The sequence below is a fragment of the Paraburkholderia sp. RL18-101-BIB-B genome, from assembly GCF_046026985.1.
Lineage (GTDB): Bacteria > Pseudomonadota > Gammaproteobacteria > Burkholderiales > Burkholderiaceae > Paraburkholderia.
This window is the reverse complement of record NZ_JARESV010000007.1, coordinates 138,374-151,691: the sequence shown is the minus strand read 5'-3', so window position 1 is coordinate 151,691 and position 13,318 is coordinate 138,374. Positions and strand designations below refer to the sequence as shown.

12 protein-coding genes are annotated in these 13,318 nt (G+C 65.0%); 7 read left to right on the top strand and 5 right to left on the bottom strand.

All coding sequences use genetic code 11. The features are described 5' to 3' along the window. Nucleotides 1-54: 54 nt before the first annotated feature. From hscA to iscX, 3 genes are all read left to right on the top strand, one after another. On the top strand, nt 55-1,926 hold the full coding sequence (gene hscA, locus P0D73_RS13880; RefSeq protein ID WP_408431679.1) for a Fe-S protein assembly chaperone HscA: 1,872 nt from the start codon (nt 55-57) through the stop codon (nt 1,924-1,926). Between the two features lie 150 nt (nt 1,927-2,076). Next, nucleotides 2,077-2,418, top strand: coding sequence for an ISC system 2Fe-2S type ferredoxin (fdx, locus tag P0D73_RS13875; RefSeq protein ID WP_097389705.1), 342 nt, complete (start codon nt 2,077-2,079; stop codon nt 2,416-2,418). Between the two features lie 15 nt (nt 2,419-2,433). Then, entirely contained in the window at nt 2,434-2,631 is a 198-nt protein-coding gene (gene iscX, locus P0D73_RS13870) for a Fe-S cluster assembly protein IscX (RefSeq protein WP_007181290.1), read from the top strand. A 127-nt stretch (nt 2,632-2,758) separates the two neighbouring features. Here iscX and P0D73_RS13865 read toward each other — a convergent pair whose 3' ends face one another. From P0D73_RS13865 to P0D73_RS13845, 5 genes are all read right to left on the bottom strand, one after another. Then, entirely contained in the window at nt 2,759-3,535 is a 777-nt protein-coding gene (locus tag P0D73_RS13865; protein ID WP_408431677.1) for a glycine zipper 2TM domain-containing protein, read from the bottom strand. A gap of 321 nt (nt 3,536-3,856) precedes the next feature. Beyond that, nucleotides 3,857-5,413 carry a lysine--tRNA ligase gene (gene lysS, locus P0D73_RS13860; protein WP_408175859.1) on the bottom strand — a complete coding sequence of 519 codons (1,557 nt, stop codon included), beginning with the start codon at nt 5,411-5,413 and terminating at the stop codon, nt 3,857-3,859. Between the two features lie 122 nt (nt 5,414-5,535). Continuing rightward, nucleotides 5,536-6,640, bottom strand: a protein-coding gene (gene prfB / locus P0D73_RS13855) for a peptide chain release factor 2 (protein ID WP_132373832.1) whose coding sequence is annotated in 2 segments (ribosomal slippage) — nt 5,536-6,558 and nt 6,560-6,640 — 1,104 coding nt in all. Because the reading frame shifts where the segments join, the coding sequence is not laid out codon by codon here. Between the two features lie 179 nt (nt 6,641-6,819). Further along, entirely contained in the window at nt 6,820-8,526 is a 1,707-nt protein-coding gene (recJ, locus tag P0D73_RS13850) for a single-stranded-DNA-specific exonuclease RecJ (RefSeq protein ID WP_408175861.1), read from the bottom strand. 28 nt (nt 8,527-8,554) lie between these two features. Beyond that, a complete protein-coding gene (locus P0D73_RS13845) occupies nt 8,555-9,673 on the bottom strand; it encodes a regulator (protein WP_408431675.1) in 1,119 nt (372 codons plus the stop codon). Between the two features lie 145 nt (nt 9,674-9,818). Between P0D73_RS13845 and P0D73_RS13840 the strand changes: the two genes are divergently transcribed. From P0D73_RS13840 to P0D73_RS13825, 4 genes are all read left to right on the top strand, one after another. Next, nucleotides 9,819-10,064, top strand: coding sequence for a hypothetical protein (locus P0D73_RS13840; protein WP_132373835.1), 246 nt, complete (start codon nt 9,819-9,821; stop codon nt 10,062-10,064). Nucleotides 10,065-10,440: 376 nt separating this feature from the next. Next, the gene (locus P0D73_RS13835) at nt 10,441-11,694 is read left to right on the top strand and encodes a lipoprotein-releasing ABC transporter permease subunit (protein WP_132373836.1); all 1,254 of its coding nucleotides are present in this window, start codon (nt 10,441-10,443) and stop codon (nt 11,692-11,694) included. Further along, nucleotides 11,687-12,430, top strand: coding sequence for a lipoprotein-releasing ABC transporter ATP-binding protein LolD (lolD, locus tag P0D73_RS13830; RefSeq protein WP_106279458.1), 744 nt, complete (start codon nt 11,687-11,689; stop codon nt 12,428-12,430). Before P0D73_RS13835 ends, lolD begins: the two co-directional genes overlap by 8 nt. 56 nt (nt 12,431-12,486) lie before the next feature. Further along, nucleotides 12,487-13,275, top strand: a complete 789-nt coding sequence (locus tag P0D73_RS13825) for a TatD family hydrolase (protein WP_408431673.1) — start codon at nt 12,487-12,489, stop codon at nt 13,273-13,275. Nucleotides 13,276-13,318 lie beyond the last annotated feature (43 nt).

Sequence of the window (13,318 nt, the reverse complement as noted above, 5' to 3'; positions counted from 1 at the left end):
CAACCAGCAACGCGAAAATTCAGGACGGGGCCGAGCGGCTCCGAGAAGATCCAGATGGCCCTACTGCAAATCTCCGAACCCGGCATGGCGCCGGCGCCCCACCAGCGGCGTCTGGCGGTCGGTATCGATCTCGGCACCACCAATTCCCTCGTTGCCGCCGTGCGCAGCGGCGTGCCCGATGTGCTGCCCGACGAAGACGGCCATGTGCTGCTGCCGTCGGTGGTGCGCTACCTGGAAAAGGGCGGCCGCCGTATCGGCCGCACGGCCAAGGCTGAGGCCGCGAGCGATCCGCGCAATACGATCGTCTCGGTCAAGCGCTTCATGGGCCGAGGCAAGGCGGAAGTGGAAGGTGCCGAAAACGCGCCGTACGATTTCATCGATGCACCCGGCATGGTGCAGATCCGCACCATCGACGGCGTGAAGAGCCCGGTCGAAGTGTCGGCCGAAATTCTCGCGACGCTGCGCCAGCGCGCCGAAGACTCGCTCGGCGACGAACTGGTCGGCGCGGTGATCACGGTGCCCGCTTACTTCGACGAAGCCCAGCGTCAGGCGACCAAAGACGCCGCGCGTCTGGCCGGGCTGAATGTGCTGCGCCTCCTGAACGAACCGACCGCGGCCGCGATTGCCTACGGCCTCGACAACGGTTCCGAGGGGCTGTACGCCGTGTACGACCTCGGCGGCGGCACCTTCGATCTGTCGATTCTCAAGCTCACCAAGGGCGTGTTCGAAGTGCTCGCGGCGGGCGGCGACTCCGCGCTCGGCGGCGACGATTTCGACCACGCGCTGTATCGCCATGTGCTGGAGCAAGCCGGCATCGCGCCGCAAACCCTCGCACCGGAAGACGTGCGCTTGCTGCTGGACAGCGTGCGCGTGGCCAAGGAGGCGTTGTCGGACGCGTCGAGTGCGAAGCTACAGACCACGCTCTCGAACGGCGCTCAGATCGATCTGACGATCGACGAAGCCACTTTCGAGGCCATCACGCAGGCGCTGGTTCAGCGCACACTCGGCCCGACCAAGAAGGCGCTGCGCGACGCCAAAGTCACGACGAAGGAAATCAAGGGCGTGGTGCTGGTCGGCGGCGCGACGCGCATGCCGGTGATCCGCCGCGCGGTCGAATCGCTCTTCGGCCAACCGCCGCTGATCAATCTCGACCCGGATCAGGTGGTCGCGCTCGGCGCGGCGATCCAGGCCGATCTGCTCGCGGGCAATCGCGGTGCGGACGGCGACGAGTGGCTTTTACTCGACGTGATTCCGCTCTCGCTCGGCGTGGAGACGATGGGTGGTTTGACCGAGAAAATCATCCCGCGCAATTCGACGATTCCGGTCGCGCGCGCACAGGATTTCACGACTTTCAAGGATGGCCAGACGGCCATGGCGATCCACGTCGTGCAAGGCGAGCGCGAGCTCGTCAGCGACTGCCGCTCGCTCGCGCGCTTCGAGTTGCGCGGCATTCCGCCGATGGCTGCCGGCGCGGCGCGCATTCGCGTGACCTACCAGGTGGACGCCGACGGTCTGCTGTCCGTGTTCGCGCGCGAGCAGGGCTCGGGCGTGGAAGCGTCGGTGGTGGTCAAGCCGTCCTACGGTCTCGCCGACGACGATATCGCCCGAATGCTCGAAGACAGCTTCTCGACCGCTGAAGTCGACATGCGCGCTCGCGCGCTGCGCGAAGCGCAAGTCGAAGCGCGGCGACTCGTGGAGGCCACCGACGCCGCGCTCGCCGCCGACGCCGAACTGCTCGACGACAGCGAGCGCGCCGAGCTCGACACGCTGCTCGATGCATTACGCAACGTCGCGCAAAGCGAGGATGTCGATACGATCGAAGCCGCCACCAAAACCCTCGCCGAAGGCACTGACGAATTCGCCGCCCGCCGCATGAACAAGGGCATTCGCCGCGCGCTCGCCGGCCGCAAGCTCGACGAGATCTGAGCGCTGCGGTTGCGGCAGGGCGGGCCGCCCGGTCGGTCCGCCGCTAAGAATCGAATCGCGCCGCGTGGACTTAAAAAGTCCGCGCGGCGCCAGTAAAATGGTACGGAGCCTGTTTGCGGCCGCCGTGCCTCAGACCCAAACGGAAAATGTATGCCTCAAATCGTTGTGCTGCCTCACGTCGAACTGTGCCCGGAAGGCGCGGTGATCGATGCCGTGCCCGGCAAGAGCATCTGCGACAGCCTGCTCGAACACGGCATTGAAATCGAGCACGCGTGCGAGAAGTCGTGCGCGTGCACGACCTGCCACGTGATCGTGCGTGAGGGTTTCGCCGCCTTGACGCCATCGGAGGAAGACGAGGACGATCTGTTGGACAAGGCGTGGGGGCTCGAACCGGCCTCGCGTCTGTCGTGCCAGGCCATGGTGCCGGCGGAGCAGGATCTGGTTGTCGAAATCCCTCGCTACTCGATCAATCACGCGAAGGAAAACCACTAACAGGAGGATGCAGCCATGAAGTGGACCGATACGCAAGACATCGCGATGGCCCTGACTGACAAGCACCAGGACATCGATCCGCAACAGGTGCGCTTCACCGACTTGCACCGTTGGGTCACCGAGCTGGAAGGATTCGACGACGATCCTAACCGGTCGAACGAAAAGATCCTCGAGGCGATTCAGGCTGCATGGATTGAAGACGCGGATTATTGAGCGTCACTGAGTTTCCCGAAGCCAGTCAGCGATGTGCTCCACGCCGCTGCCGGCTGCGGCAAAGAAAAAGGCGACTCCAATGGAGTCGCCTTTTTTGCGTCTGGCGCAAATTCCGCCTGGTTACGCCCTAGCTTGCTACAAGCGTGCCGTTCTGAACCCGAACTCGCTGACCTTGCTGGAACGGCGGCGCTTCATGGTAGGTGAAGTAACGCGTCTTGCCGCTTTCCATCCGCACCCGTACCGAATACGACGTGGTGCTGCGGATATGTTTCTCGACCGAGTTGCCGGCAAGGCCGCCGCCGAGCGCGCCGAGAACGGTCATCGCGGTACGGCCGCCGCCGCTACCGAACTGGTTGCCGACCACGCCACCGGCCACCGCGCCGCCGACCGCGCCGATACCAGTGCCATGACCTTCCTGACGCACCGCCGAGATGGCCTCGACTACGCCACATGTCGAGCAGTAGGCTGGTTGCGCCGGCTGCTGCTGCTGCTGCTGGGCATAGTTGGGCGCCGGCTGGGCCTGTTGCTGCTGCGCGTATTGCTGCTGCTGCGTGGGCGCAGGCGCCGGAGCGGGCGCAGGCTGCGGCTGTTGCGCGGCTTGCTGCTGGGCAGCCTGTTGCTGCGCGGCCTGCTGCTGTGCTGCCTGTTGCGCCGTCGGGTTGGCGGGCGTCGCCGAATCGACCACGCCCTGCTGGTTAGCTTGCGTGGCGACTTGCGCCGATTGCGTCTGATCGTTTTGCGCGCCGTTGCTGGATGCCTTCGGGAACAGGCCCGTGACCGCCGCGGTGGCGACGAGGCTTGCGATGATCACCGCGCCGGCAGCGGTCGCGACGAGCGGGTGAATCCGGCGTTGTTGCGCAGGCTGCGCGGATTGCGTGGTGGGTTGCGTGTTCGGATTGTCCATTTTGGCCTCCGTCTTCAACAGGAGTCGACTTTTGGTAAGACAAAGTGTCTGGTAAATCGATTCGGTGAGGGTTTCAATTTGTAACGATTTCCGGGTAATCGCCGCGATGGCGTCCTATCAAAGCCCGCGCGGCGCGGCGGGGCGCCGCTTCCGGCAAGCGCTCGCGCGATGAACACGGACGGCGGAATCCTCGCATGGCGCGCAGCTTTTACCGATGGTTACAAACCGTCCGACGGCCGCCAGGTGTGCTTTCAAAGGAAGCAGCAAGAAAAACGCCCGGCATCGAGCCGGGCGTTCTCCAGGATGCGAACCACGCAACGCTCAGTCTTCGCGGCGCAGATGCGGGAACAGAATCACGTCGCGGATGCTCGGGCTGTCGGTCAGCATCATCACCAGACGGTCGATGCCGATGCCGCAACCGCCGGCCGGCGGCATGCCGTATTCAAGCGCGCGAATGTAGTCCGCGTCGTAGAACATCGCTTCCTCGTCGCCGGCGTCTTTCTGGTCGACCTGCTTCTTGAAGCGGGCCGCCTGGTCTTCCGGATCGTTCAGCTCCGAGAAGCCGTTGGCGATTTCACGGCCGGTGATGAACAGCTCGAAACGCTCGGTGATGCCGTCGACCTTGTCCGACGCGCGCGCCAGCGGCGACACCTCGATCGGGTAGTCGATGATGTAGGTCGGCTCCCACAGTTGCGACTCGGCGGTCTCTTCGAACAGCGCCAGTTGCAGCGAACCGACGCCCGCGTTCAGGAACTGCGGCTGCGACGCGTCCACGCCGAACTTCTTCAACTCCGTGCGCAGGAAAGCGCTGTCGGCGAGTTGCTCGTTCGTGTATTGCGGCGCGTACTTCTGGATTGCCTGCGTGATCGTCAGGCGATGGAACGGCTTCGCCAGATCGAGTTCACGGCCCTGATACGTGATTGTCGCGGTGCCAAGCGAGTCGATTGCGGCCTGGCGGATCAACTGCTCGGTGAAGTCCATCAACCACTTGTAATCGGTGTACGCGGCGTAGAACTCGATCATCGTGAATTCCGGATTGTGGCGCACGGACACGCCCTCATTGCGGAAGTTACGGTTGATCTCGAACACACGCTCGAAGCCGCCGACCACGAGGCGCTTCAGATACAGCTCCGGCGCGATACGCAGGAACATCTGCATGTCGAGCGCGTTGTGGTGCGTGGTGAACGGCTTGGCCGCCGCGCCGCCCGGAATCGGGTGCAGCATGGGCGTTTCGACTTCCATGAAGTCGGCGTCGGCCATGAACTTGCGGATCGACGAAATCGCCTTCGTGCGCGCAACGAAAGTCTTACGCGTTTCCGGCGTGACGATCAGATCGACATAGCGTTGGCGATACTTCATTTCCTGGTCGGAGAGACCGTGGAACTTGTCCGGCAGCGGACGCAGCGATTTCGACAGCAGGCGCAGTTCCGTGCAACGTACCGAGAGCTCGCCCTTGTTGGTGCGGAACAGCACGCCACGCGCCGCGACGATGTCGCCCATGTCCCACCTCTTGAAGGCGTCGTACGTTTCCTGGCCGACGTCGGCGGGCGTAATGAAGAACTGGATCTGACCCGAACCGTCGCGCACGGTCGCAAAGCTCGCCTTGCCCATCACGCGCTTGAGCATCATGCGGCCGGCGATCGCGACTTCGAGCGGATTCGCTTCGAGCGCTTCCTTGTCGGCGTGCTCGTACTGCGACTGCAGATCTTCGGCGTGATGCGTGGGACGGAAATCGTTCGGATAGGCGACACCTTGCTCACGCAGCTCGCGCAGCTTTTCGCGGCGCTCGGCCATGATTTTGTTGTCGTCCACCTCGGGCGCCACATTTGGCTGGGCCACATTCGGCTGGGCCGCATTCGGCTGGGTCGGTTCGGTCATGATGATTTGGTATTCGGTGGCCCGCACGGAAATGGCTCGCTTGCGGGTGGCCAGTCAGTAAAAACCTCAGGCGGTAAAAAGATACGGCGCGGCGTTGCAAGGGCAGGCCGCGCCGGTTGCGCTTAGACGCCTTGTTTCAGGCTGGCGCTGATGAACGGATCGAGGTCGCCGTCGAGCACGCTCTTGGTATTGCTGATTTCGACGTTGGTGCGCAGATCCTTGATACGGCTGTTGTCCAGCACGTACGAGCGGATCTGATGACCCCAGCCCACATCGGTCTTGCCGGCTTCGAGCTTGTCCTGCTCGGCCTGACGCTTGCGGATTTCCGCCTCGTACAGGCGCGATTTCAGCATGGCCATCGCTTCGGCGCGGTTACGGTGCTGCGAACGGTCGTTCTGGCACTGCACGACGATGCCCGACGGCATGTGCGTGATACGCACCGCGGAGTCGGTCTTGTTGATGTGCTGACCGCCCGCGCCGGACGCGCGGTACGTGTCGATACGCAGATCGGCCGGGTTGATGTCGACTTCGATCGAGTCGTCGATTTCCGGGTACACGAACACCGACGAAAACGACGTATGACGGCCGCCCGACGAGTCGAACGGCGACTTGCGCACGAGGCGATGCACGCCGGTTTCGGTGCGCAAAAAGCCGTACGCGTATTCGCCTTCGATCTTGATCGTGGCGTTCTTGATGCCCGCGACGTCGCCGTCGGTCTGTTCCAGCACTTCGGTCTTGAAGCCTTTGCGTTCGCAGTAGCGCAGATACTGGCGCAGCAGCATGGAGGCCCAGTCGCACGCCTCGGTGCCGCCGGCGCCGGCCTGAATGTCCAGGAAGGCGTTGTTCGGATCGGCCGGGTTCGCGAACATGCGGCGGAATTCCATGTCGGCGACACGCTGTTCGATGCCTTGCGCGTCGGATTCGCAGGCGAGGAGTGTTTCCTCGTCGTCTTCTTCGCGGGCCATGTCGAACAGGTCCTGCGCGTCGCGCAGGTCGTTATCGAGCGACGTGAGTTTGCCGACGGTGTCGTCGAGCAGCTTCTTCTCCCGGCCGAGGGCCTGGGCGTGCTTCGAGTCGTTCCAGACGTCCGGGTCTTCGAGTTCCCGGTTGACTTCGATTAGACGCAGTGCTTTGTCGTCGTAGTCAAAGATACCCCCGTAGCGCGCCCGCGCGAGTGCGCAGGTCCGCCAGTGAGGCTTCGATCGCGTTGAGACGTTCCGCTTCCATGTCGATCTTTTATAGCTTCGTAAAAAGGGGAAATTATAGCCGATCGGCGTGCCGCGCCGGAGGCTGTTCAGCGATCCGGCGCGTGTTTGCGGTTGATTTTGCGGAGATTTTTCGAGGTTTTCGGTGCCCCGCAGCCTGGCGCACCGGGCGGCTTCGACTCACCGCTTCAGTGCATCGCCTCAGTTCGCGGCGTGCTCGACGATCAGCTGCACGCGCGATACACCGTTCCATGTGTCGCTCGCGAGACGATAGGCGACGGTGGTGCGAGCGGGCAGCGTGTCGGTGTGATTGAACCAGATCGCGTTGAAGCGCTGGCGCCCGCGCACGAGTTGCAGCTTCAGGTGCTTGTCCTTCACGAGCGCCTGCGAGGCGATGTCGAATTCACCCGAAAACACTGGCGCTGGGAAGCCCTGGCCCCACACGGCGGCGTCGAGCATTTCGACGAATTGCGGCGTGAAATACGCGTCCTCCAACTCGCCGTCGGTTTCCACCGTGCGCGAGAGCGCGTCCTCGGACAGCCATTCGCGGCCGACCGCTTCGAACGCGGCGGTGAAGCGCGCTACGTCGGCGGCGGCGAGCGTGAGGCCGGCGGCCATCGCGTGGCCGCCGAATTTGACGATCAGGCCGGGCTCGCGCTTCGAGATCAGATCGAGCGCGTCGCGCAGATGGAAACCCGCGATCGAGCGGCCCGAGCCTTTGACGGTCTGGCCGCTGTCGTCGGCGAGCGCGAAGGTGAACGAGGGCCGGTGGAACTTCTCCTTCAGCCGCCCCGCGACAATGCCGATCACGCCTTGGTGCCAGCTGGGATTGAACAGCGTGATGGTAGTCGCGCCGTCAGGGTCGATCGCCGAGAGGTCTTCGAGCGCCTGCTGCTGCATGCCGGCTTCGATTTCGCGGCGTTCGCGGTTCATCGTGTCGAGTTGCTGCGCGAGATCCCACGCGCGGCCGATGTCGTCGGTCGTCAGGCATTCGATTCCGAGCGACATGTCCGACAGGCGGCCCGCCGCGTTCAGGCGTGGCCCGAGCGCGAAGCCGAGGTCGAAACCCGACGCGCTGCGAGCGTCGCGCGCGGCGGCGCGAAAGAGCGCGGCGATGCCCGGCTGCATCTTGCCTTTGCGGATGCGCTGCAAGCCTTGCGCGACCAGCACGCGGTTATTGCCGTCAAGCTTGACGACGTCCGCGACCGTGCCGAGCGCGACCAGATCGAGCAGGCCGTCGAGGCGCGGTTCGGGAAACGCGTCGTTGAAGGCGCCGCGGCGGCGCAATTCCGCGCGCAATGCCAGCAGCACATAAAACATCACGCCGACGCCCGCGATGCACTTGCTCGGGAACGTGCAGCCCGGCTGGTTCGGATTGACGATCGCGCGGGCGGCCGGCAGTTCGTCGCCGGGCAGGTGGTGATCGGTGACCAGCACGTCGATGCCGAGCGCATTGGCCGCTTCCACACCGTCGACGCTGGCGATGCCGTTATCCACCGTGATCAGCAGATCCGGTTTGCCCGACGCGCTGCGCGCAGCCAGCGCGACGATCTCGGGCGTCAGGCCGTAGCCGTACTCGAAGCGGTTCGGCACCAGATATTCGATCCGGCCGCCGAACATGCGCAGGCCGCGCACCGCGACCGCGCAGGCAGTGGCGCCGTCGCAATCGTAGTCGGCGACCACCAGCATGCGGCGTTGGTTCTGGATCGCGTCGGCGAGCAAGGCGGCGGCGTCTTCGCAGCCCTTGAGCGTGACCGGCGGCACGAGCCGCGCGAGGCCGGTTTCGATTTCGTCGGGCATGCACACGCCGCGCGATGCGTAGAGGCGCGCGAGCACCGGATGCAGGCCGTGGCGGGTGAGGACTTCGGCGTCGACAGGAGAGCAGGCGCGCGTAACGATTCGAGTCATTCGGAAAGGCCGTGAGTCATTCGATCAATTATTCGATGAAGAGCGAGGCGAGCACGCGCCGCCGCCAGAATTTGCGCAGGTCGCCGCGCGTAACCGAGAGCGTCACCGAGCCGGTGTCGCCGCACAAGGTCAGGCCGAGTTCAGCGAGATCGCCGGATTGCAGCGCGGCGAGCGCGGGTTCGAACCAGTCTGTTTGCATGGCGGCGAAGGCGCCGTTCCAGCGCGCCCAGTCCTGCTGGATGTAGGGCGCGGAGAACGGATCGAGTTCGACCAGCGTGATGCTCGCGCCCGCGTGCGTGGCGCCGTTCGCCTTGTCCGCGAGCGACGCCAGCGCGCCGAACGAGCCCGGCGGCGCACCGTTCGCGACTCCGGCGGTCATCGCAAGGCCGCGCGTGGCGGCCGCGTCGGACAGCACCCGCGCGAACGGACTGCGCACCGGTTGCGCCGCGCCCTGCGCGTGAAACCAGATCGAGTTGACGGCCGGCAGGCCGCGCGCCTCGCGCGCTTCGTTGACCGGATGCTCGAACCACGCCATCTGCACTTCGTTCTGCAGCTTCATCCACGCGCGCGAACGCTCGCCGGAATGGGCCTCGTGCGGCAGCCAGATTTCGATGTTGCGCCCGCTCGCGCGCAACGGCGACGCGCCGGCCAGCGTGCCGAAGCCGTCGCCCGACAGATACCAGCGCGCGGGCCGCGGCGCTTCGATACGCACGCCGAGTTCCTCGATCAGCGGTCGCGCGACCGCGAGCAGCGCGCCGGCTTCCTCGTCGGACAGATCGAGGGAGGCCGGATCGATCAACACCAGATGATCGTGCGCGATGCGCACGTGCACCGGCTGCACGCAGGCCCATGTGGCGTTGCCGGGTTCGCCGCCGTCGGCGCGCAGCATGTACGGCGCGAGCGGCGCTTCGTCGGCGGCCGCCGCGCCGCTCGGCAGCGCGCCAAATTGGCGTGCCACCCAGCGCTCGTGCGGCAGCGTGCGCTGAAAGTCTTCGCCGATCACGCGTTCCACCAGCGTCGCGCGCGCGATCAGCCGGTCGAGGGCCGGACTGCGGATGGCGTGAAGGGCGGTGGAGGCGTCCGCTGCGGCGGGCAGCGCGAAGGGCAGGAGAAGATGGAGACGGTTGGCGAGCATGATGCTGCGCATTGTAGGGCAAAGAGTGCGAGTATTCCGACCATCAGCATCCGCTCGACGAAGCGTGGCGGCAGCGGACCTCCGGGTTCGCCGCCGGCCGGCCGCCGGAGCAACAGCCGCGCGCGGCGGCACCGCGCACATGACGAGGGAGACCGGCATGTCGCGTGAACTCAAAACCGAGCAGGAATTGCTAGCGCTGGTCGTCAAGGCGCTCGATGCGAACCCGGCCACGGCCGGCTGGATTCCGACCGGCTTCCACGAGACCGTGGACGACGAGAGCGGCTGCAACTGGGACATCAGCCATCTGCACCGCGACCGCAAGGACGCCGACGTGCGCGACGCCGCCAACAGCGCCGCCGCGGGCATCATCAACGAGCTGCGCGGCCGTTACAACCTGCGTTAGGCGGAACCGGGGCCGTGCCCGAACGCGGCGCACGGCGACGCGGCGCCGGTTCAGGACGGCCGCCGCCGAGCCGAGCTGACCGCAGGCGGCCGGCGTTTCTGTTCGAGGTCCCGTCCACACTGCGTTTGCGCGAGCGGGCGGCATTGTATGGCAAACTTCGCGCTTGATTAGTGGTGGCAGCGATGTTGGCGACAGCAACGGCCGCCTCCCGGACAGCCGCGGACCGCGGTGGCGCGCGCATTGCTACGCTACGGCACGCCGTACCGGAACCATCCGCGTCGCAACGACACCAATGATCACGACGCTCGGGCCGCACGGCAGGCGCTTCACGCCATCGTGCGCGGCACAAAGCCGAAGAACGCAGACAAGGATTCGCTTGAAATTTCCCTACGAATGGCAGATTGGCTGGCGCTACACCCGCGCCGGCAAACGCACGACCGGTAACGGCTTCATTTCCTTCATTGCGCTCGTGTCGATGTCGGGCATCGCGCTCGGCGTCGCGGCGCTGATCGTCGTGTTGTCCGTGATGAACGGTTTTCAGAAAGAGGTGCGCGACCGCATGCTGTCGGTGCTCGCGCACGTCGAAATTTTTTCGCCGACCGGGTCGATGCCCAACTGGGAGCTGACCGCCAAGGAAGCGCGCCAGAACAAGGAAGTGATCGGTGCGGCGCCGTATGTCGAAGCGCAGGCGCTGCTCACGCGCCAGGACGCGGTGAGCGGGGTGGCGCTGCGCGGCGTCGAGCCGTCGCTGGAGCCGGAGGTGTCCGATATCGGTAAGGAGATGAAAGGCGGCAGTCTGAACGCGCTGAAGCCGGGCGACTTCGGCATCGTGCTGGGCGCCGACCTCGCCACCAATCTCGGCGTGCAGGTCGACGACAAGATCACGCTGGTCGCGCCCGAAGGCACCATCACGCCAGCCGGCATGCTGCCTCGGCTAAAACAGTTCACGGTGGTGGGCATCTTCGAGTCGGGACACTACGAATACGACAGCACGCTCGCACTGATCAACATCAAGGACGCGCAGGCGCTATTCCGGCTGCCCGCGCCGACCGGCGTGCGGCTGCGCCTGACCGACATGCAGCGCGCGCCGGAAGTCGCGCATCAGCTTGCGCGCACACTGTCGGGCGATTTATACATTCGCGACTGGACGCAGCAGAACAAGACCTGGTTCTCCGCGGTGCAGATCGAAAAACGCATGATGTTCATCATCCTCACGCTGATCATCGCGGTGGCGGCGTTCAATCTGGTGTCGTCGCTCGTCATGACGGTGACCAACAAGCAGGCCGACATCGCGATTCTGCGCACGCTCGGCGCGCAGCCCGGCTCGATCATGAAGATTTTCGTCGTGCAGGGCGTGACGATCGGCTTTATCGGCACGGCGACCGGCGTCGCGCTCGGCTGCCTGATCGCGTGGAGCATTCCATGGCTCGTGCCGATGATCGAACATCTGATCGGTGTGCAGTTCCTGCCGCCGTCGGTGTATTTCATCAGCGAACTGCCGTCCGAACTGGTTCCGGCCGACGTCGCGCGAATCGGCATCATCGCCTTCGCGATGTCGGCGCTGGCCACGTTGTACCCGAGCTGGCGTGGTGCGAAAGTCCGTCCGGCGGAGGCACTGCGCTATGAATGACCGTTCCGCAAACCTATCCATGGCTTCTTCCGACACCGTGCCGCATCCCTACGTGCTGGAAGCAACCGGCATTTCCAAGTCGTTCGTGCAGGGCGGTCTGAACGTGACGGTGCTCAACAACACGGAACTGAGCGTGCGGCGCGGCGAGAAGCTGGCGATCGTCGGCGCGTCGGGTTCCGGCAAGAGCACGCTGCTGCACGTGCTCGGCGGCCTCGACGATCCGAGCGCCGGCCATGTTTCGGTGATGGGCAAGCCCTTTACCAAGCTCTCGGAGCGCGAACGCAACGACCTGCGCAATCGCGCGCTGGGTTTCGTGTATCAGTTCCACCATTTGCTGCCGGAGTTCACCGCGCTCGACAACGTTGCGATGCCGCTGCGGATTCGCCGCATGACGACCGAAGCATCGCGCCGCGAAGCGCTCGCGGTGCTGGAGCGCGTCGGCATGGGCCATCGCGCGAAGCATCGTCCGGGCGAGTTGTCGGGCGGCGAACGCCAGCGCGTCGCGATTGCGCGCGCACTGGTGACGAAGCCCGCCTGCGTGCTGGCCGACGAACCGACCGGCAATCTCGACGGCGGCACCGCCGACACCGTGTTCAACCTGATGCTCGAACTGTCGCAAACGCTCGATACGAGCTTCGTGATCGTCACGCACGATCCGGAACTCGCGGGGCGTTGCGACCGCATCATGCGGCTGCGCGACGGCGTGCTGCACGAAGAGCCGCCGGTGCCGGTTTAAATGGCCGGACGTCGCGAGCCGGTGCTGCGCCGCTTGCGCCGATAACGAGGCACGTCATGTGGATCGATACGCACTGTCATCTCGACGCTTCGGAATTTGACGCCGACCGCGCGGAAGTCACGGCGGCGGCGCGCCGCGCGGGCGTGGGACGGATCGTGATTCCGGCGATCGGCCGGCAGAATTTCGCGGCGGTGCGTGAACTGGCGCACCGGGTCGACGGTGGCGCGTATGCGCTCGGTATTCATCCGTTGTTCACGCCGGGCGCGCAGGAGAGTGACCTCGATCTGTTGCGCATGGAAATCGAGGCGAGTCTCGACGACCCGCTGTTTGTCGGTATCGGCGAGATCGGCCTCGATTATTTTGTCGAGGGTCTCGACGACGCACGTCAGCAATTCTTCTACAACGGCCAGTTGCAGCTCGCGCGTGAGTTCGATCTGCCGGTGATCTGCCATGTGCGCAAATCACAGGATCAGGTGATCAAGGGACTGCGGCGGCATCAGATTCATCGCGGCATCGCGCATGCATTCAACGGCAGTTTTCAGCAGGCTCAGGCGTATATCGACCAGGGCATGCATCTCGGCTTCGGCGGCAATCTGACTTTCGAGCGGGCGCGGCAAATCCGCCGTCTCGCCGAGCAGTTGCCGTTCGACGCGCTGGTTGTGGAAACGGACGCGCCGGACATCGCGCCTTCGTGGATTTACAAACAGCGCAATACGCCGGAGCAGATTCCGGCGATCGGCGCGAGCCTCGCGCAACTGCGCGGCATGGCCGCCGACGAGGCCGCCCTAGGCACAACAGCTAACGCGCTCGCCGCGCTGCCGCGGCTCGCACTTTCCTCTGCATAATTGAACTCGATGGTTTGAGTGGTTCGCGCCGGGCGATACCCAC

Bases quoted from the DNA above. Each gene is read 5' to 3' on its own strand.
- hscA (WP_408431679.1), top strand. From the start codon at position 55: ATGGCCCTACTGCAAATCTCCGAACCCGGCATGGCGCCGGCGCCCCAC.
- fdx (WP_097389705.1), top strand. From the start codon at position 2,077: ATGCCTCAAATCGTTGTGCTGCCTCACGTCGAACTGTGCCCGGAAGGC.
- iscX (WP_007181290.1), top strand. From the start codon at position 2,434: ATGAAGTGGACCGATACGCAAGACATCGCGATGGCCCTGACTGACAAG.
- P0D73_RS13865 (WP_408431677.1), bottom strand. From the start codon at position 3,535: ATGGACAATCCGAACACGCAACCCACCACGCAATCCGCGCAGCCTGCG.
- lysS (WP_408175859.1), bottom strand. From the start codon at position 5,413: ATGACCGAACCGACCCAGCCGAATGCGGCCCAGCCGAATGTGGCCCAG.
- recJ (WP_408175861.1), bottom strand. From the start codon at position 8,526: ATGACTCGAATCGTTACGCGCGCCTGCTCTCCTGTCGACGCCGAAGTC.
- P0D73_RS13845 (WP_408431675.1), bottom strand. From the start codon at position 9,673: ATGCGCAGCATCATGCTCGCCAACCGTCTCCATCTTCTCCTGCCCTTC.
- P0D73_RS13840 (WP_132373835.1), top strand. From the start codon at position 9,819: ATGTCGCGTGAACTCAAAACCGAGCAGGAATTGCTAGCGCTGGTCGTC.
- lolD (WP_106279458.1), top strand. From the start codon at position 11,687: ATGAATGACCGTTCCGCAAACCTATCCATGGCTTCTTCCGACACCGTG.
- P0D73_RS13825 (WP_408431673.1), top strand. From the start codon at position 12,487: ATGTGGATCGATACGCACTGTCATCTCGACGCTTCGGAATTTGACGCC.